Annotated in this window: 15 protein-coding genes and 1 pseudogene; 7 read left to right on the top strand and 9 right to left on the bottom strand. The window is 59.4% G+C overall.

What is annotated here, in order from left to right; genetic code table 11:
* Nucleotides 1-77: 77 nt before the first annotated feature.
* The 5 genes and pseudogenes from ACW55A_RS12285 to ACW55A_RS12305 form a co-directional block, all read right to left on the bottom strand.
* Nucleotides 78-1,709 (bottom strand): methyl-accepting chemotaxis protein, encoded by a 1,632-nt coding sequence (locus tag ACW55A_RS12285; RefSeq protein ID WP_044308672.1) that lies wholly within the window; start codon nt 1,707-1,709, stop codon nt 78-80.
* A 354-nt stretch (nt 1,710-2,063) separates the two neighbouring features.
* The gene (locus tag ACW55A_RS12290) at nt 2,064-2,672 is read right to left on the bottom strand and encodes a TetR/AcrR family transcriptional regulator (RefSeq protein ID WP_003368596.1); all 609 of its coding nucleotides are present in this window, start codon (nt 2,670-2,672) and stop codon (nt 2,064-2,066) included.
* Nucleotides 2,673-2,777: 105 nt separating this feature from the next.
* Nucleotides 2,778-4,061: an ATP-binding protein gene (locus ACW55A_RS12295; RefSeq protein WP_498810987.1), complete on the bottom strand. Its 1,284-nt coding sequence runs from the start codon at nt 4,059-4,061 to the stop codon at nt 2,778-2,780.
* Between the two features lie 9 nt (nt 4,062-4,070).
* Nucleotides 4,071-4,352, bottom strand: a pseudogene (locus ACW55A_RS12300) (PAS domain-containing protein); the annotation flags it as partial.
* Nucleotides 4,259-5,632, bottom strand: coding sequence for a PAS domain-containing protein (locus tag ACW55A_RS12305; protein ID WP_498810988.1), 1,374 nt, complete (start codon nt 5,630-5,632; stop codon nt 4,259-4,261). The pseudogene ACW55A_RS12300 and the gene ACW55A_RS12305, both read right to left, overlap by 94 nt.
* Before the next feature lie 595 nt (nt 5,633-6,227).
* Between ACW55A_RS12305 and ACW55A_RS12310 the strand changes: the two genes are divergently transcribed.
* The gene (locus ACW55A_RS12310) at nt 6,228-6,881 is read left to right on the top strand and encodes a TetR/AcrR family transcriptional regulator (RefSeq protein WP_455808058.1); all 654 of its coding nucleotides are present in this window, start codon (nt 6,228-6,230) and stop codon (nt 6,879-6,881) included.
* 87 nt (nt 6,882-6,968) lie between these two features.
* Here ACW55A_RS12310 and ACW55A_RS12315 read toward each other — a convergent pair whose 3' ends face one another.
* Together ACW55A_RS12315 and ACW55A_RS12320 are read right to left on the bottom strand one after the other, a co-directional pair.
* Nucleotides 6,969-9,659 (bottom strand): beta-glucosidase, encoded by a 2,691-nt coding sequence (locus ACW55A_RS12315; protein ID WP_455808101.1) that lies wholly within the window; start codon nt 9,657-9,659, stop codon nt 6,969-6,971.
* 59 nt (nt 9,660-9,718) lie between these two features.
* Nucleotides 9,719-9,967, bottom strand: a complete 249-nt coding sequence (locus tag ACW55A_RS12320; protein WP_002552767.1) for a hypothetical protein — start codon at nt 9,965-9,967, stop codon at nt 9,719-9,721.
* A gap of 368 nt (nt 9,968-10,335) precedes the next feature.
* Here ACW55A_RS12320 and ACW55A_RS12325 point away from each other — a divergent pair, with 368 nt between their 5' ends.
* Entirely contained in the window at nt 10,336-10,656 is a 321-nt protein-coding gene (locus tag ACW55A_RS12325) for a hypothetical protein (RefSeq protein WP_498810989.1), read from the top strand.
* On the opposite strand, the gene ACW55A_RS12330 is transcribed toward ACW55A_RS12325, so the two are convergent.
* Nucleotides 10,626-12,779, bottom strand: coding sequence for a TonB-dependent siderophore receptor (locus ACW55A_RS12330; protein ID WP_003368604.1), 2,154 nt, complete (start codon nt 12,777-12,779; stop codon nt 10,626-10,628). The two genes, ACW55A_RS12325 and ACW55A_RS12330, sit on opposite strands and share 31 nt — an antisense overlap.
* A 255-nt stretch (nt 12,780-13,034) precedes the next feature.
* Between ACW55A_RS12330 and ACW55A_RS12335 the strand changes: the two genes are divergently transcribed.
* From ACW55A_RS12335 to ACW55A_RS12355, 5 genes are all read left to right on the top strand, one after another.
* The gene (locus ACW55A_RS12335) at nt 13,035-14,573 is read left to right on the top strand and encodes a cryptochrome/photolyase family protein (RefSeq protein WP_498810990.1); all 1,539 of its coding nucleotides are present in this window, start codon (nt 13,035-13,037) and stop codon (nt 14,571-14,573) included.
* An 11-nt stretch (nt 14,574-14,584) separates the two neighbouring features.
* Nucleotides 14,585-14,713 (top strand): DUF2256 domain-containing protein, encoded by a 129-nt coding sequence (locus ACW55A_RS12340; RefSeq protein ID WP_498811100.1) that lies wholly within the window; start codon nt 14,585-14,587, stop codon nt 14,711-14,713.
* A gap of 146 nt (nt 14,714-14,859) precedes the next feature.
* The gene (locus ACW55A_RS12345) at nt 14,860-15,288 is read left to right on the top strand and encodes a DUF2231 domain-containing protein (RefSeq protein ID WP_003368607.1); all 429 of its coding nucleotides are present in this window, start codon (nt 14,860-14,862) and stop codon (nt 15,286-15,288) included.
* Complete coding sequence (locus ACW55A_RS12350) at nt 15,285-16,577, top strand: PQQ-dependent sugar dehydrogenase (protein WP_004413994.1); 1,293 nt, start codon at nt 15,285-15,287, stop codon at nt 16,575-16,577. The genes ACW55A_RS12345 and ACW55A_RS12350 overlap by 4 nt, the downstream gene beginning before the upstream one ends.
* A gap of 260 nt (nt 16,578-16,837) precedes the next feature.
* Entirely contained in the window at nt 16,838-18,037 is a 1,200-nt protein-coding gene (locus ACW55A_RS12355; RefSeq protein ID WP_248697546.1) for an MFS transporter, read from the top strand.
* Between the two features lie 62 nt (nt 18,038-18,099).
* Here the strand turns inward: ACW55A_RS12355 and ACW55A_RS12360 are convergent, their stop codons facing one another.
* Nucleotides 18,100-19,740 (bottom strand): methyl-accepting chemotaxis protein, encoded by a 1,641-nt coding sequence (locus tag ACW55A_RS12360; RefSeq protein ID WP_024662578.1) that lies wholly within the window; start codon nt 19,738-19,740, stop codon nt 18,100-18,102.
* Nucleotides 19,741-19,807 lie beyond the last annotated feature (67 nt).

Raw genomic sequence — 19,807 nt, forward strand, 5'->3', positions numbered from 1 at the left:
ATGAGCGGTTGAATAAGCAGGTCTCAGGCAACAAGAGGCGCACGAGGTTCCGTACGCCCGCCAATCACCATGCAGATTTAAACCCGGAACTGCTTCAGCAAGGTGTTCAATTCTTCGCTCAACCCGCGCAGGTGCAGACTGGCCGAAGTCGACTGTTCGGCGGCCAGTGCCGTGCTCTGGGACAATTGTGCGGCCTGGGTGACGTTCTGGTTGATGTCATCCACCACGTGCGTCTGCTGCAGGGTGGCACTGGCGATGGAGGCGTTCAGGCTGTTGAGGTTGCGCAGCGCCTGACTGATTGAGGTCAGGCTCTGACCGGCCTGATTGGCCTGCTCGATGGTCAGTTGCGAGGAACGGCTGCTGTCGCCGATCACCTTGACCGCTGCATCGGAATGCTTTTGCAGGCGTTCGATCATTGACTGGATTTCTGCGGTCGACTTCTGCGTGCGCTGGGCCAGCAGGCGCACTTCATCGGCCACCACGGCAAAGCCGCGGCCCTGTTCGCCGGCGCGCGCCGCTTCGATGGCTGCGTTCAGCGCCAGCAGGTTGGTCTGCTCGGCAATCGAACTGATCACTTCCAGCACGCTGCCGATCTGTGTGCTCTCGCTGGCCAGACTCTGCATCACTTGCACGGCCTGACCAATGGTGCTGGAGAGGTGTTCGATCTGGCGCAGGCTGTTATCGATATTGATTTGGCCCTGCTGTGCCTGCGACTCGGCATCGCGCATTTCGCTGGCGGCATGTTCAGCGTTCTTGGCCACGTCCTGCACGCCGTAGGTCACTTCGTTGACCGCCGTGGCAACCAGATCCATTTGCTGCGATTGTTTTTCGCTGCGGCCTTGCGCCTGTTCGGCGTCGCTGCCCAGATCGGTCGAGGCCTTGCCCAGCGCCACGGCAGAGTGCTGCAACTGACCGACGACATTGCGCAGCTTGGCGACAAAGGCATTGAAGTGCGTACCCAGTTCAGTGATTTCATCCTTGCCGTGGGTTTCCAGCGTGCGGGTCAGATCGCTTTCGCCACTGGCAATATCGGCCATCGCATCAACCGCCGCTCTGAGAGGGCGCACGATGCTGCGTACGATCATCACCAGCAGCAAGACCATGATCAGCACGATGCCGGCGATGAACATCCCGGCGTTCCACAGCTGTGTCTTGAACTCTGCCGCCACGTCGTCGACGTACACGCCGGAACCCAGAATCCAGCCCCATGGCTGAAACAGCTGCACGTAGGAGGTCTTTTTCACCGGCTCGCTGGCGCCGGGCTTGGGCCAGCGGTAATTCACCATCCCGGCACCCTGGGCTTTGACCAGCGTGACCATTTCGTTGAACACCGCAAAGCCGTCCGGGTCCTTGATGGTCGACAGATCCTGGCCTTCAAGTTTGGGGTTGGTGGGGTGCATGATCATCACCGGGCGCAGGTCGTTGATCCAGAAGTAGTCGCTCTGGCTGTAACGCAGGCTCTTTATCTCTTTCAAGGCCTGCTGTTGCGCAGCCTCGCGTGTCATGCCGCCTGCAGCTTCAAGCCCCTGATAAAACGAGAGGATGCCGCTGGCAGTCTGCACCACATGCATGGTTTTCTCGGCCTTGGCCTGATACAGGTCGTTATGCAGCTGCCTGAGCAGCGTCGCCGACAGGACGAAGAGCATCAGCACTGAAACGACAAGAATCAGCCACAGACGGCGACTGATGGACAAACTGCGCATACTCATGATTGGCATCCCATGCATTATTTTTTTTCTTCTGATGACTCCGATCCGCGCAACGCACGATTCAGAGCCTTTCAAGCATCTCGGCGCATCCTGACCAAACATGAGCGGCCGGTCACACTTTTTAACGGCGTACACCGCTATGGCGAAAGGCTTACAGCAACAGACGCGATTGGCTCTATCGACGGACCCTCAGTGAATGTAGGATCCAATTCAACAGCTGCAGCGAAGGAACGCCGCAGTGATCAGGGAGGATCGACCATTGCCAGGAGGCTACTGACAGGATGTCGGAATGGTCATGTTGCAAAACCACCCGCTTCGGCGGGTTTTTTGCGTCTGCAGGAAAGCAGGGCGGGTTCAGCGGTCCGGCTCGCAGCCCTTGAGCACCAGCCTGAGGATGGTCCGGGTTGCCGCCTCGTAATCGGCGTCCTGCAGTTTTGCCTTGCCGGTGACCGTTGCGATCTGCCAGTCGAAATCGGCATAGGTCTGGGTCGCGGCCCAGATGGTGAACATCAGGTGGTGAGGATCGAGCGGGGCGATCTGTCCGCTGTCGATCCAGGCCTGGATGCATTCGATGTTGTGCCGTGCCTGGCCATTGAGCTGTTCAATCTGCTGCGCTGTCAGGTGCGGGGCGCCATGCATGATCTCGCTGGCGAACACTTTCGAGGCGAAGGGCAGGTCGCGGGAAATCTGGATTTTCGAACGGATATAGCGGCTGAGGACTTCGGCTGGTATGCCTTCGGGATTGAAGGGTGTCGAGGCACGCAGAATGGGCTCGATGATGCTTTCCAGCACCTCGCGATAGAGGTTTTCCTTGGATTTGAAGTAGTAGTAGACGTTGGGCTTGGGTACACCGGCCTTGGCTGCGATGTCGCTGGTCTTGCTGGCGGCGAAGCCCTTGTCGGCAAATTCCTCGCTGGCAGCGCGCAGGATGAGTTCTTTGTTGCGCTCGCGGATGCTGCTCATGACCCGGTTATTCCCTTGCCTGCATGGCGGTCGCGCATGTTAGCACCGGGTTTGCGCAGCGCTCAATGTTGACGGCCCGGGGCAGGGTTGCACCGGGCCGTCTACTCAGGCGCTCATCAGTTCCTGAACTCTGGCGGCCAACGCGTCAATCGCAAATGGCTTGGTCAGTACGCGCATTCCTGGCCCGAGCTGTTCGTCACCGATGGCGGCGTTTTCCGCGTAGCCGGTGATGAACAGTGTCTTCAGATGCGGGCGGACCTCGCGTCCGGCATCGGCCATTTGTCGTCCGTTCATGCCGCCCGGCAAGCCCACGTCAGTGATAAGCAGGTCGATATGCACATCCGAGCGCAGCAGCTTGAGGCCGGCCAAGCTGTCGGCGGCTTCGATCAGCGTATAGCCCAGGTCACCGAGGGCATCGGTGAGCAGCATGCGCACCGTGGGTTCGTCGTCCACGATCAGGATGGTTTCCCCGGACTGGGTAAACTCGAATGGCGCCTTGTGCACATCGCCTTCGTCCCTGGCCGCAGTACCTTCGTAGCGGGGCAGGTACAGGGATATCGCGGTTCCCTTGCCAACCTCAGACTGAATGCGCACGCGTCCGCCGGACTGATTGGCAAACCCGTAAATCATCGACAGGCCCAGCCCGGTGCCCTGACCAATGGGCTTGGTGGTGAAGAAGGGGTCGAATGCCTTGGCGATGACATCAGGCGTCATGCCGGTGCCGGTATCGGTCACGCACAGCGAAAGATAGTGGCCCTCAGGCATATCGTGTGCGCGTGCCACATCGCCGTCTATCCAGCGGTTGCTCGCCTCGATGGAGATGCGTCCGCCGTCCGGCATCGCATCGCGGGCGTTGATGCACAGATTCAACAGCGCGTTTTCCAGCTGGCTGGCATCGACCAGTGTCGGCCATAAACCCATGGCACCTATGGTCTCGACCACGATGCTGGGGCCGACCGTGCGCTGGATCAGGTCGGTCATGCCTTTCATCAGCCTGTTCACGTCGGTCGGCTGCGGGTCCAGGGTCTGGCGTCGAGAGAAGGCCAGCAGCCGGTGCGTCAGGGCCGCTGCACGTTTGGCCGCGCCCTGGGCCGTCACGATGTACTTGTCAACCTCGCCCCAACGGCCTTGCTCGATCCGCGAGCCCATCAGTTCCAGAGCGCCGGAAATGCCTGCCAGCAGGTTGTTGAAGTCGTGGGCGAGGCCACCGGTCAGTTGCCCGACCGCTTCCATTTTCTGTGACTGGCGCAGCTTCTCTTCGGCCTGCATGAGCTCGGTGGTGCGCGCTGCCACGCGTTGCTCAAGCGTGTCGTTGAGTGCCCGCAGCGCGGCAGTGGCACGGTCGCGTTCGGCTGCCACGGCGCGTCGTTCGTCAACGTTGATGAGCACACCGGGGAAGCTCAGTGGCGTGCCATCCTCCGCTCGGTCGACCCGGCCGTTGGCTTCGATCCAGTAGTAGACCCCGTCAGTACGACGAACGCGGTACTGGTGGGCGTAAACACGTCCGTTGGTGATGACCGCATTGATCGCATGGATCAGGCATTGCTTGTCTTCCGGGTGAACAGTGGCAATGACTTGCTCCAGACTCAGGCCTTCACGGCCCAGCCCGGGTCCAGACCGAAGGCCTTGGCGAAGGCTTCGTCGACGGTAAAGCGATCGGTCGGCAAGTCCCAGTGCCAGGTGCCGATGATTGCACCGGCGGCCAGGGCGAGCTGAACGCGGTCGATGTTTTCGCGTGCGACGGCCTCACTGGTGCGCAAGCGCTCCTCGGCGTCGCGTCGCGCCGTCACATCGCTGAAGATCACCGCAATCTGCCGGTCAGCCGGCTCACCGACACGCACCGCCTTGACTTCGAACCAGCGCTCGAAAGCCTTGGCATAGTTCTCGAAGCTGGCAGGCTCGCCGGTTTTGGCGACGTGCCCATAGGCTTCGAACCAGAACCGCTCCAGGTCCGGCGCGAACTCGGTCACCCACTTGCCGCGCAGATCGACGCCGGCCTGACGTTCAAACGCGGGATTGGCTTCGATGAAGCGGTAGTCCACGGGGCTGTCATCGGCATCGAACTTGACCTGAATGATGGCGAATGCAGCTTCGATGGTCTCCAGCATGGCCCTGGAGCGCTCTTCGCTCTGGCGCAGCGCCGTCTCGGCCTTGCGCATCTGTGACATGTCGAGCATTGCACCGATCATGCGCACCGCCTGGCCGTCGGTATTGCGTATTACATGGCCGCGGTCCAGTACATCGGCATAGGACCCGTCCAGCCGACGAAAGCGGTATTCATCCGTCCAGGCAGTGCCATTGCCGTCGATCACGGCGTGAATGGAGTTGTACACGCGGCTACGGTCGTCGGGATGGATCTGGCTGATCCACCAGTCACCAGAGTTGTCCAGGGTTGCCAGCGGGTGGCCGTAAGCCTCCTCAAGCGCGTCGTTCCAGAGCACCAGATTGGCTGCAAAGTCCCAGTCCCAGATCGCGTCGTTGGTCGCCTTGGCGGCCAGCCGATAACGTTCCTGGGCTTCCTCGGTCGCGCGGCCCGCCAAGTACTCGCGGGTGCGATCGCGCAGGATCTTCACGAAACCGAGGTGCGTATTCCTTTCGTCGTAGAGCGGCATCATCTCGCCCGATGCCCAGAACAGCTCACCGTCCTTGCGCAGGTGCCAGCGCTCGTCCGACGCCCGGCCTACGCTCAGCGCCAGCTGCATTTCATGCTCTATCCGGTCGTTGGCCAGGTCTTCGGGCGTAAAGAAACGCTCGGCGCTCTGACCGACCATCTCATCCTGGGTCCAGCCCAGAACCTGTTCTGCGCCCGGGTTCCAGTCGGTAATGATGCCGTTGCCATCGGTCAGGATCATGGCGAAATCCATCGCGCTTTCAAAGACTGCGCGCTGGCGTGCCTCCTGGCCAACGGCTACGTGTCGAGGGGTATTCGTTGCGGCGTCGATGCCGGCTTCTTCAAGCATTCTGCGCAGGTCCACGATCTGCGCTTCAAGCTCTTCTCTTGTCAGGTCTTTCAGAGCGCCTCCCGCTCACACGTTATGTTCGGCATGGGCGGGCACTTGCCGGTGGCCTGCTTTGCACGTTGAATCCGGTCGTTATTGATATCTGCATTTGCCTGTGTGCGTCCCGGGCGCGAGCATCAGCGAATAGACCACTTTCTCTCGGCAGGCTGCACCTGATGTGCCTCTTTCTATGGCGACCACCATACAGTCATTGTCGCGCTTGAATTCACGTCCTGTCGTGACCGCAGCGCAGTGGCCGTGTCAGTGGACATCTGCCGACGAATCGGGTTTCGACGGATCAGGAATTTAAAGCAGCCATCGTGTCCTGAGCCGATTCAGGCGAGATGGTCAAGGCGCGGCGATTTGTCCGGGTATTCATCGGCCTGTGGAGGGCTTTCTTTATAGGGCGTCAGGTCAGGGGAACAACTTTGTTTGCAGGCTGCGCACATTGCTCATGACCTGATGCGAATTGTGCTTGCGGGTCAGCCTTTTTTCAGGGGTTCTGCGGAGCGCATGCTAGGATTTACCCTTTCGTTATGCGAAACGTGCCCTTCGTATGTCCATCGATGCAAACAGTTCCGGTACACCCTCTGCAGCCAAGCAGCCCGCAGCCAAGCGTCGCCTGCCCAAGGGCGAGGTACGCAAGGCCGAAATCATCAAGGCGGCCATGACCCTCTTCGCTCGGGATGGGTATGCCGGCGCCTCGCTGACCAACATTGCCAAGGTGGCAGGTCTCTCTCAGGTCGGCCTGCTGCACCACTTCCCGACCAAACTGGTGCTGCTGCAAGCCGTTCTCGAACATCGCGACCAGTACATTGCCGCGAGGCTGCAGGATGCCGATCAGGTCGCTTCTCTGGATGGGTTCCTGTCGTTTCTGAAGCAGGTCATGAGTTTCAGCATCGAAGACGCCGCGGTCAGCCAGGCGCTGATGATCATCAACACTGAAAGTCTCTCGGTGACGCATCCTGCACACCGCTGGTTCAGCGAGCGTTTCGCGATCGTGCATGGCCATCTTCAGGCGCACCTGAAGTTGCTGGTCGAGGCAGGCGAAATTCGAGCGGATGTTGATGCAAGGCAGATCAGCCTGGAGATAGCCGCCATGATGGATGGCATGCAGATTCAATGGCTTCGATCGCCAGGGGATGTGCAGATAGAGGCGGGGTTTGCCAGGTTTCTCGAACGACTGGCGCGGGATCTGGCTGCACGCTGAGCTGCGAGCATTTGCCAGGCAGGCATCGGTGGTCCTGTCGACCACCGATGCCTTTGGCATGCGAATATTGCCTGGGATGAATGTGGCTTAGTAAGCCTGTTCTGCCTTGACCTGTACGGCCTTGCGCAGGGGGATCGGCAGCGGGTTGGAGTCGCGAGTGGTCAATTGCTCCGGGTACAGCGCTACAACCGTGCGGTCGAGCGTCAGGTTTTCCGAGTCCTTGCCCACCAGCACCTTGAACTTGCCAGGGTCAACGTTCCAGCTCACCGAGTTGGCTGAGTAGTAAGCGAACGAGCGCGAGTCCAGGGCAATGGTCACGGTCTTGCTTTCGCCAGGCTTCAGGTAAACCTTGGAAAAGCCCTTCAGCTCTTTTTCTGGACGATCAACCAGCGGCTTGGAAGGCTGCACGTACAACTGAGCCACTTCAAAACCAGCCTTGTCACCCGTGTTGGTAACCTTGAACGACGCTTGAATGGTCGCGCCCGGTGCCAGCACGTTGCTCGACAGCTTCAGATCGCTGTACGCGTAAGTGGTATACGAAAGCCCGAAGCCGAATGGGTAGAGCGGTTTGGTGTGCTTCTTGTCGTAACCGCGATAGCCCAGGTACAGGCCTTCGCTATAGCTCATCTCAACAGGCGGGTTAGGGCTGCTGAAATAGTACGGCACCGGGTTCGAGTACGACGCATAGCTCGGATTGTCCTGCGCCTTCTTGTCCAGCGTGATCGGCAGCTTGCCCGATGGATTGACCTTGCCGAACAGGATTTCAGCCAGTGCCTGGCCGCCCTGTTGCCCTGGATACCAGGCATGCAGAGACGCGGCTACCTTGTCAGCCCACGGTTGCATGTCCATGCCACCGCCACCGTGCAGCACCACGATGGTTTTCGGGTTGGCTTTCTGAATGAAACCGATCAGCTCGGACTGAAATTGCGGCAGTTCGAACGGACGATCAAGCGACTCACCCTCGTATTCGAAGTTATTGCCGGCGGCTACCACGACAGCGTCGTAATCCCCCAGGTTCTTCGGTGGACGCAACGCTGCCCAGCTCATCTGCACGCCGTTCATGCCGCCCAGTACCGGGGTGAAGTTGCCCTTGAGCCGGCGGTATTCGAGGCGCACGTTGTATTCGCTGCCAGCCTTGAGGTTCACGGTTTTAACCGTCCGCGGAACCACTGGAATCAGGTCGAACGAGACTTGCGAGCCCTCGTCCTCGAGCACCAGTTCATCATTGATCCAGAGTTTATAGGCACCGTCCGCGCGGACCTTGAACACCTGGGGACCGGTGATCGTCGGTTTGATCTTGCCAGTGAAACGGGCCGAGAACGAGCCGGCTGAAGGGCTGTAGCCATTGACCGCGCTGCTGCCGTAATCAGTGACGTTGGTATTGGTAATCCAGTCCAGGTTGACGCCCGGTTCGATGCGGGTTGCCACCGGGTCGCCGGACAGCGAGGTGTTGGCGTAATACTCGGCTTTTACGCCGGTATTGCTGATCGCCTGTTGGCCACTGCCTGGCTGATACCAGACCGACGATTTGGGGTTGAGGCTCATCTGTGGCAGGTAGTCCACATTGGACGGGTCAGACGCCAGTTGCTTGAGTCCGCTCACTTCGGTGACATAGCTGGCCGGCGCCGAATAGGCAGTACCGAACGGCGCGGTCGGCGGCTGCATGGTCATGTCGCCAATCACGGCAATCCTTGCGTTTCTCGGCAATGGCAGGAGAGGTTTCTGACCGTCCACGGGCTCGTTGCGCAGCAGGACGATCGATTCTCGGGCCACGTTCAAGGCCGCCAGTTGCCCGTATTCACGATGCTCCAGTGGCTGCGCCTTGTTGATCCCCTTGTCAAAGCCGTAGCTGACCAGCGCTCTCAGGTTCCTGCGCACCTTGTCGTCGATCACGCTCTGGTGCAACTGACCATTCCAGACATAAGGCAGCAGTTTGGCTTCAGTAAACTGAAGGCCGCTGGGCATGTCGATATCGGTGCCCGCCCAGGCACCCTTGAAGGCGTCCTGAACCGAGTTGAAATCGCTCATGACGTTACCTTGAAAGCCCCACTGGCCTTTCAGGATATCGGTGATGAGGTGATGGTTTTCACACGCGTATTCGCCGTTGATCTTGTTGTAGCCACACATGACCGAGGCAATATTGGCGTTCTTGACCAGCGACTCGAAGCCCGGCAGGTACAGCTCCTGCATCGCTCGTTCGTCGATCTTCACATCCAGATAATGACGGTTCGCTTCCTGCTCGTTCATCAGGTAATGCTTGGCGGCCGCCTGGATGCCTTGAACCTGGATACCGTTGGTGACTGCCGGTGCCAGTACTGCGCCGAGAAACGGATCTTCCCCGCTCATGTACTCAGCCGCCCGGCCATTGAACGGCGTGCGGTACAGGTTGATGGCTGGTGACAGCATCTGCTGCCCACCCGCGATGCGGGTTTCGTAGCCGATGGCCAGACCGAATTCCTTGGCGCGATTGATGCTCCAGGTGGCCGCAAGTGCTGACGGGGAAGGGTACTGCGCGCCGAACGTCTTGCCGCCGACCAGTACACCCATGGCCGAGTCATAGGCGACCGTGCCCTGCAGGTTGAACTTGTCCAGCTTGGGAATCATGCGGCCGTCGTCAACGCGCGAAAAATTGATTTTTTCCGATTGCGTCATGTTGTCCAGCATCGCGCCTCCGCGCGCTTCCACTTCATTGCCGGTCATCGGCGTGACAGCGAATACGCTGCCTGCCTGGGTGATACCGAGCGCCAACAGGCTCAGGCCCAGGCCTTGTTTGATCATGGACACGGAGTTATTCCTTACGTCATTCATAGGTTGATCGGTTGCAGTCAGTGGGTCACTCAGTGGTCTTCATTGCCGGCAGGGGCGTCAGCAGTGTCGATCGGCGCATCCACCACCGTTTGCGCGCCATTGGGCGTTTTCTGTACGGCAGCGTCGGCACCGGTGATCTGCTCACGCTGAGCGTCGACCTCTGCGCGGCGCTCGCTCGACGTGGATGGCAGCGGGTTCTGCCTGTCAGCGGCAGACACCGGCAGGGCGGCAAGGGACATCAGTAAAGTGGCAACAACAGGCAGCAGGGGGCTGGCCATCGGGAGAATCTCCAAACAGAAATATGAAACAGGCAGACAGGCAGACAGGCAAGTCGGCAGCTCAGGGCCGCTGACAGTTCATTCAAGGCGTGCGTGACAAACAGAAAATTGCTGAAAGGTAAAATACACGAATTAAATTTTATATAGTCGAGAAGTGCTAAATTCTAGTATCGTATATTTGGTGTTTAAGTTGTTTTAATTCCAGATTAATAACTTCTACGACAATATAATTGGGTATTTTTTGATTTTTTAGGGATTAATCATCTTTTTAAAAAGCAGAGTGGTCGCTCTGTTTTTTGGTTTTCTCTGGCTTTTCATGCGGTGGCGTGCTGATAAGCGCAAGTAGTGCTGACGCCTGAATACTGGCAGTGAGTGCCAGTATCATCACGTCGCTGTCAGGCCCGTTGAATAAAGTCCGGACGCTGTCGAAGAGCGTCTATATCTGCCTGGACTGGAGTGAACGCACCCCGCACATTGGTGGCGCTCTGGGGGCGGCGCTGCTGGAACTGATGCTCAAGCGTGGCTGGGTAAGCCGCCATCTGGATTCCAGAGCGTTGAAGCTGACGCCCAAAGAGGCGGGCGGGATGGCGAAGGCGTTTGGGGTGCAAGGCGTAACCACGCCGCTACCGAGCATGCCCGGTAGCAGCGTGGCTCAGGTTCAGAAGCTATACTTGGCCGTCAACGCATAGCTGCGCGGGTTGCCGTACACGTCGGTGGAGCCCCATACCGAGCTTGCGCCAATTGCCGTGTAGTAGGTGCGGTCGAAGATGTTGTTGGCGTTCAGTTGCAGGTCGAGGTTCTTGCTCACCTGATACCCCGCCATCAGGTCGGCGACGGCGTAGCTGCCCTGTTCCAGGCGATAGCTGCCATCGGTGAGTGCGATGTCGTTATACATGCGGCTCTGCCAGTAGACGTTGCCGCCGACACGCATTTTCTCCAGTGCGCCCTGCAGGCGATAGACCGTCGACACCTTGAACAGATGCTCGGGCGTGTCGGTGTCGAAACGCTGGTTCTTTTTCGTCGGATCGGCGTCCTTGAGGTAGTGGGTGCGGGCGTAGGTGTAGCCTGCGCCGACTTGCCAGTTCTCGGTCAGCGCGCCTTGCACTTCCATCTCGACGCCCTGACTGCGTACCAGACCGGCAGCGTCGTAACAGGTCAGGACCGCGCAGCCCGCCTGGGTCGGTGACTGGGTCTTGAGGTTTTTCTGGTCGATCTGGAACACCGCCAGGGAGGTATTGAGGGCGCCGTTGAAGTATTCACCCTTGATACCGACTTCATAGTTTTCGCCGACCACCGGCTTGAGCACCTTGCCGGACAGGTCCTGTGCGCTCTGCGGCTGAAAGACATCGGTGTAGCTGGTGTACAGCGAGTGGTGTTCATCCAGCTTATAGATCAGCCCTGCGTAGCGCGTCAGATTACGGGTGACTTTGTAGTCTTCATCGCCGGCGCGGTCATCGTAGTCGTACCAGTCCAGACGGCCGCCGAGGATCAGGGTCAGCGGATCGGCCAGGCTCAGGCGTGTGGTGAGATAGACTGCGTCCTGAGTGGCGATGCTGTGCGTCTTGCCATCGCGGACGAAGTCCGGCTTTGGCGCGCCGATGGGCAGACCAGTGTCGTAAGGGCTGTACTCCTTGCTGGTCTGGTCGTATACGCGCCGGCTGGTGCCGACCACCACTTCATGAGTGCGGCCGAAAGCTTCGACCGGTCCACTGGCATAGACATCGAAGGCGGTCTGCTTCTCTTCCGGCCTCGACTGGTAGGCCGTGGTTTCCAGCGGGCCGTTGTAGCGAGACAGATAGGTGCCCGAAAACAGGCCCTCCAGCGACGAGCTCGAGCCTGCTACGCGCAGTTTCCAGTCATTGTCGAAACGGTGCTCCAGCTCACCGAACACGGTGTCTATCTGGATTTTCTTGTTTTCCCAATCCGAGCCGGAATAGGTGGAGCGCGGCAGGTTCAGGTGGTGACCATCGACGCCGAGGGGCAGGCCGCCCCAGAAGTAGTTGGTCTGATCTTCCTGACGAGACAGGCCCAGGGTGGCGGTCGTCGCGTCGCTCAGATCGGCTTCGACCACCCCGTAGAACACGCCGTGATCGCTCTTTTCCTTGTCGCGGAAGCTATTGGCATCCTGGTAGGAACCGACTATCCGGCCGCGAACCGTGCGGCTGTCGTTTAGTGGGCCGGACGCGTCAAACACGCCACGGTAATCGTCCCAGCTCCCGACCGTGCCGGTGAGGGTGACCTGTGGCACGGCGGTAGGGCGCTTGCGCACCATATTGATCGCTGCCGAAGGATTGCCAGACCCTGTCGCCAGGCCAGTCGCACCCCTGATCACCTCGACATGATCGAACATGGCCAGATTGGGTTGAACGCCTGCCGTGTAGCCCGAGTACGAGGCGGGCAGGCCGTCGTACATGATGTTGTCGATGTCGAAGCCGCGCGACGTGTAGGTTTGCCGACCGGGGCCGCTGGACTGATCAAGGAACAGACCGGGCGTGTACCTGACCACATCATTGATGCTGGTCATGGCCTGATCGTCCATGCGCTGACGGGTGACGACCGTCACGGCCTGCGGCGTTTCACGAATGGTCAGCGGCAACTTGGTCGCGGTCTGCATCGGGCCGGTGGTGTAGGACTGACTGCCTTCGGTGGTGGAGCCAAGTTGATCACTGCTGATCTGCGTGGCGCCCAGTTCCATGGTCGTGGCGGGCTGTTCCTCAGCGGCAAAGGCTGCCTGCGTGGTGGCAGCCCAGATGCCCATGGCCAGCAGACCCGGTGTGAAACGATTACTGCGTTGTGATTGTTGCCCCGACATGAACCCGACACTCCCTCGATGCCCTCCATGGCAGAATGATAATAGTGTTGATAATGGTTCGTATTAGTGTGACAGGTTGTTTCGCACAGAAAAAGACACTGCGAACAAATAGTTAACAAAATTTTCACATTCCACGTTGAGGTCGCGCGCGTGTCGTCTTAAGGGTCTGATGGGTATTCCATCGAGAAGCGCTATGAAAATCTTGTACATGAAATTACATTGGTACAAGTTTTTATGACTGCGGAGCCTCTTACATTGACCCAAGCCTCTCGTCTCCACCTGATCCTCGGCGATCAGCTTTCCTTCGATCTCGCATCCTTGGCGGGGCTGATCCCCGAGCGCGACACGGTCCTGATGGTCGAGGTCATGGAAGAGGCGAGTCATGTGCCGCATCATCCGCAGAAGATCGTGCTGATCTTCAGCGCCATGCGTCATTTTGCCGAGGCGCTGCGTGAGCGTGGTGTTCGGGTGCAGTACGTCATGCTCGATGATCCGCAGAACACAGGCTCGGTGCCGGGGGAGTTACAGCGCTGGCAGGCCCTGTTGCGAGCAGAAGAGCTGCACATCACCGAGTGCGGCGACTGGCGTCTGGAGCAGTCGATCAAGGACTGCGGGTTGCCCATCCAGTGGCACGCCGATACGCGCTTTCTCTGTTCCCGTGACGAGTTCTCGTCGTGGGCGCACGGCAAGAAGCAGTTGCGCATGGAGTTCTTCTATAGGGAGATGCGCCGCAAAAGCAGGCTGCTGTTGAACGGCGACGGTACGCCGGTCGGTGGTGCCTGGAACTTTGATGCCGAGAACCGCAAGGCGCTGCCCAAGGGCGTAGCGGCGCCTTACCCGATGCGCTTCTCGGCAGACGGGATCACTCGCGACGTGCTGACATTGGTAGCTGAACGTTTTGCCAGTCACTACGGTTCGCTGGATGATTTCGATTACCCGGTGACGCATGTCGATGCACAGGCGCTGTGGGACTACTTCCTCGATTACGGCCTGGCCGGTTTCGGCGATTATCAGGACGCCATGGCCACTGGTGAGCCTTTTCTGTTTCATGCCCGGATCAGCGCGGCGCTGAACATCGGGCTGCTGGATTTACGCCAAGTGTGCAGTGACGTTGAATCCGCGTACTGGTCGGGCAGGGTGGGGCTGAATGCCGCCGAAGGTTTCATTCGCCAACTGATCGGCTGGCGTGAGTATGTGCGTGGCGTCTATTGGTTGAAAATGCCCGATTACGCGGGCGGTAATCTGTTCGGTAACAGCCGGCCGCTGCCCGAGTTTTACTGGACCGGCGAAACGAAGATGAACTGCATGAGTCAGGCCATTGGCCAGAGCCTGAAGCATGCCTACGCCCATCATATTCAGCGTCTGATGGTGACCGGCAACTTTGCCCTGCTTGCCGGCATTGTGCCGGAGCAGATCTGCGAGTGGTACCTGGCGATCTACATGGACGCCTTCGACTGGGTCGAGCTGCCCAATACGCTGGGCATGGTCATGCATGCGGATGGCGGCTATCTGGGCTCCAAGCCTTACTGCGCCAGTGGCCAGTACATAAAACGCATGTCTGACTACTGCCGCGGCTGTGCGTACAAGGTCACTGAAAGCACCACTGAGGATGCGTGCCCGTTCAATGCGCTTTACTGGCATTTTCTGATGCGTCATGGCGACCTGTTACGTCGCAATCAGCGCATGGCGATTATCTATAAAAACCTTGATCGCATGGCTGAGCCCAAGCAACAGGCGCTCTGGGAGCGCGGCGAGCACTTGCTGGCCAGACTGGATGCCGGAGAGGCGCTTTGAAAAAGAGTGAGTTGCCGGTCAAAACCTGTGCGGTCTGCGGGCTGCCGTTTACCTGGCGCAAGAAGTGGGCGCGTTGCTGGGATGAGGTGCTTTATTGCTCTGAGCGTTGCCGGCGAAACAAGCGCACTGCAAGCCAATAGCGTTTTCAAAATATTTCGAAATGAAAAGCGCTGAACTATCGCTTGGTCAGCACGATCATTCCTTATGCGCATTCAGCGCGACCCCGACCTGCCAGCGCATCCGCGCTGAGTTTTGATCCAGGGTCGCCGAACGAAAAGGAGCCGTCATGACCGTAACCACCCATCCCGTCTACCGCTACACGCCAGGCCCGCTACATGCGACCTTGCTTGCCGGAACCGTGCCTTTGTTTCTCGGCGGCTTGCTGAGTGATATTGCCTATTACCAGACCTTTCAGGTTCAGTGGAGCAACTTTGCCGCCTGGCTGATCGCCGGAGGCCTGTTGTTCTGCGGGCTGGCGTTGCTGTTTGCGCTGGTCAATCTGGTTCGCGCCGATCACAAGGCCGGTCGTCCCGTGGTGTACTTCCTGTTGTTGCTGGTTACCTGGGTGCTGGGTCTGGTCAATGCCTTCGAGCACGCGAAAGACGCCTGGGCGGTTATGCCGTCTGGCTTGATCCTGTCGGTCATTGTTACTGTTCTGGCCTGCGTTGCGACGTGGACCGGGCTCACCAGCCTGCGTTCCGGAGGTGCAGAATGAGAAATATCCACGCATTGACTGCATTGAGCATGGCGCTGCTGCTGAGCGCCTGCGGTGGTGAAGCCGACAGCACTCAGGCGCGCGGACCGGACCCGAAGTTGCCGGACCCGCAACGTGGCCTGTTGCCGAGCATGAAGATTGCCGAGCCGACGGCTTGGGGCGATCAGAAGCCTGCCGTGCCTGAGGGTTTCAGTATCACGGCGATTGCCAGTGATCTGAATATTCCACGTCAGTCCATCGTTTTGCCCAATGGCGACATTATCGTTGCCGAAGGGCGCGGCGGCAGCGCTGCCAAGCTCAAACCCAAAGACGTGATTGCCAGCGTCATCAAGGCCCAGGGCAACACCAAGGTCAAGAGCGGTAATCGTCTGACACTGTTGCGGGACGCGGACGGCGACGGCAAGTATGAGCTGAAAACGGTCTTTGCCGAGAACCTGAATGCGCCCTATGGCCTGGCCTTCGCGAACGGCAAGCTGTACGTGGCCAACCAGGATGCGCTGGTCAGCTTCGATTATCAGGAAGGTCAGACCAAGGCCAGCGGTGAGCCGACCAAGGTCACCGATTTGCCTGCGGCGATCAACCACCACTGGACCAAGTCGCTGACGGCAAGCGCTGATGGCCGCTACCTGTATGTCGGTATCGGCTCGAACAGCAACGTGACCGAGCGCGGCATGGAGGTCGAGATCGATCGGGCGATGGTCTGGCAGATCGACGCCGCCACTGGTGCGCACAAGCCTTATGCGACCGGTCTGCGCAACCCGACGGCACTGGCGATTCAACCGGGCACCGGGCAGTTGTGGACGGTGGTCAACGAGCGTGACGAGCTGGGGCCTGATCTGGTTCCGGATTACCTGACCTCGGTGAAGGAGGGCGCGTTCTACGGCTGGCCTTACAGCTATTGGGGCCAGAATGTCGACACGCGTGCCCAGCCGCAGAATCCGGCCAAAGTCGCTGCGGCGATCAAGCCTGATTACAGCCTTGGTTCGCACGTCGCCGCACTGGGCGTGTCGTTCTCGATCCCGGCCATGGGCGACAAGTTTGCCGACGGCGTGTTCGTTGGCGAGCACGGCAGCTGGAACCGTGATAACCCGGTGGGTTACAAGGTGATCTTTGTGCCGTTCAGCAATGGACGTCCTGCCGGCGAGCCTGTGGATTTCGCAACCGGTTTCCGCGGAGCTGACGGCAAGACTCGTGGCCGTCCAGTGGGCGTGACAGTTGATCCGAAAGGCGCACTCATCATCGCCGACGACCTGGCAAACACCGTCTGGAGAGTGACCCGCAACAAGTAGGTCACATGGCCTGGGGTCGTTGTTGAGTGATCGTTCCCAAGCTCTGCTTGGGAACGCCGTTCGTGAAGCTCTGCGTCAACCATGCAACCTCGACGCAGAGCATCGGCCTGATGGCCAGTCCTGGCTGGGCTTACCTCGCGTCATCCACACAAAATTCTTTCGCAAGGTGGCTTCGATACGGGCTTACACGTTAGGGTTGGCCGCATCCACGCGCTGGCCTGAGTGGCTGGTCGCTGACATTCCCGAATTCTGGAACCGCTGTGAGTCGCTTTGAAACCGCTGGAAACGTAGAAACAAAACCCGCTTCATGGTGGGCCGTTGGTAGCGTATCGCTTGGGTCGTTCGCCACCGTCACCACTGAATTTCTGCCGGTCGGGCTGCTGCCCGATATCGCTCACGACCTGGGAACCAGCATCAGCCAGACAGGCTTGATGATGGCCGTCCCCGGCGTCCTCGCGGCCATTTCGGCACCGTCCTGTATTGCCCTGTTCAGTCATGTCGACCGCAAGCGCCTGTTGCTCGGGCTGTTGTCGATATTGCTGGCATCCAACCTGATCGTCGCGCTGTCCACGCACTTCTGGCTGACCCTTGCGGGCAGGGTCCTGCTCGGCTTCGCGCTGGGCGGATTCTGGACGATTGCCGGTTCGCTCGGGCCTCGTTTGAGGCCCGGCAAGGAGGGCGTCAAGGCTACCGCCTATGTGCTGGCCGGCGTCTCGATCGGCACCGTCGCCGGGATTCCGGCCGGTACGTTGATCGGTGAAGCCTTCGGCTGGCGGGCGGCATTTGAAGCAGCGGCAGTGGTCACGGTGGCAGTGGGGTTGTTGATCGCATTCTTCCTGCCTGCGTTGCCGGGCGAGCGTTCTGCCGGCATCAGCCAGATGCTGTCATTGGCTGGCGAGCAGCGCATTCGTCGAATGTTCGCTGCCGCACTGTTGATCTATGTGGGGCACTTCGCGGCGTACACTTACCTCGCGCCCTTCGTGCAGGAATTCGCGCATATTCAGGGCCAGGCCCTGGGGGCATTGCTTTTCGCGTTCGGCCTGGCGGCGGTTGCAGGCAATCTGGCCGGTGGAGCCCTGGCGGCCAGAAGTGCGCCGTCCTCGGTGCTGATCATGACTCTGCTGATGCTGGGTTCGCTGACTGCGCTGCTGATGTTCGTCGGCAACCCGTGGCTGCTCTGGCCGGTGATTCTGGTCTGGGGGTTCGCTTTCGGGATGATCCCCATCACCACGCAGATCTGGTGTTTCGAAGCCTCCAATGATCGCGTGGAAGGTGTTCAGGCGCTGCTGGTCTGTGTGGTGAATCTGTCGATTGGCGGCGGGGCGTTCATTGGCGGCGTGGCGTCCGGTCGGGCCGGCTTCACCGCTGCCATCGTGATCGGCGCGGTGTGTGCCGCGCTGTCCATGCTCACCGTGATGCTGGCGATGCGCAGCTCAAGACCGGTCAGTTGCACAGACTGATCTGCCGAGAGCGGAATACCGCGGCGATGCCGAATGCATCGTCGCGATACCTCATTGCACCCTCAGCCTGCCTTGAAAAACGCGACCTTGCGGGTCAGGCGATCCGCAAGCTGTGCCAGCTCCTCGCTGGCGGTAGCCACCTGCTGCGATCCATTGGCGGATTTGAGTGTCGAGTCGTGGATGCTGGTGATGTTCATCGCAACGTCTTCTGCCACTGAACTCTGTTGAACCGAAGCGCTGGCAATCTGCGCGTTCATGTGATTGATCGCACTCACTTCCTGATTGATTCTCGACAGGGCGCTTTGGGCATTGCGTGTCTGCTCCACGGCGCGATTGACCAGTTCACAGCTGTCGCGCATGTTTTGTGCCGCGGTTTCAGTACCACCCTGCAGCGTGCTGATCATGTTTTGAATCTCCTGGGTCGACAGCTGGGTGCGATTGGCCAGCGAACGAACCTCATCGGCCACGACCGCAAAACCTCTGCCATGCTCGCCCGCGCGGGCGGCCTCAATGGCTGCGTTGAGCGCCAGCAGGTTGGTTTGCGAGGCAATCGAGTTGATCACCTCGATCACCGTTTCGATCTGCTCGCCGTGCCGTGACACCTGCTCCACGGTGCTGGTGGTTTCAGTCAGCGTGGCCGCCAGTTGTTCGATGGCGGTGGTCGTACCTTCGACGAGGCTGTTGCCGTTCGCCACCTCACTGTCAGCCAGGCGCGCAGCATCTGCGGCCTGTGCTGCGTAGCCCGAGACTTCACTGACCGTCGCGGCCATTTCACTGATCGCAGTGGCCACCTGTTCGGCTTCACGGGTCTGCACCATGATCTGGGTGTTGTTGGCGGAGGAGGCTGCCGACAGCACGGTAGAGGACTGGCTGACCTCCTGAGCGGCCATTCGCACTTCGGTGATGGTTTCCGAAAGACGGCTCAGCGCCGTTTTCAGCACACCCATGACGCTGTCGGGATACGCTGTGGTGATGGTTTGCTGCAGATCGCCCGCAGCCAGTCGGCGAATGGCCTCCGCAACGTCGACAGGCTCCGCGCCCAGCGTCTTTTTCACGAAGCGAATGATGAACGCCGACAGCGCAATGCTGAGCAGTACAGCGAACGCAGTGGCCAGCAGCATCAGGCCACGGAACTGGCTGGCGGTCGCCTGCACATTATCCAGCTGAACCCTGATCGAGGCTTCCTCATGGTCGATGAGCGCGTTGATACGCTTCAGCCATTCGCTGTAGTCGCCGGAGGTCTGGCTCAGCAAAAGGGCCTGGGCACCGGCGATGTCTCCGGCACGGCGCAAGGCAATCACGCTCTTGGTAGAGCCGAGCGTTTGCTGTTCGATTTCCTTGATGCCACGCAGCAATTGGCGTTCCTCGGCACTTATATTCTGCTTGGCGAACAACTGCTCCATCGGTACAGCCGAGTCGACATAGTCCTTTTCAAGACGGGTCATCTCTGCCAGATGCAGCGCCAGGTCCTGATCGTTGTTGACCAGCACGGCATCGCGCAAAGCGATTGCACGGTTGTGCACGCTACCCCGGAAGTTGATCGCATAGCGCTGTACCTTGGCGGCATTTTCGCCTACGTCTTCCAGGGTGCTGTCGATGAACCCGACCCGCTGAATGCCAACGGCTGTGATCAAGATGAGCAGCGAGACGACAGCGGCAAATCCCAAGCCGATGCGCGTAGCCAGAGAAACCTGATTTTTCATGAAATGAACCCGAAAGAGGCAAGAGAAAAGGTCGAATTAGATAATGGCAAAGAGCCTTTATTCAGAA

This window comes from Plantibacter cousiniae (nom. nud.) (genome assembly GCF_977070315.1).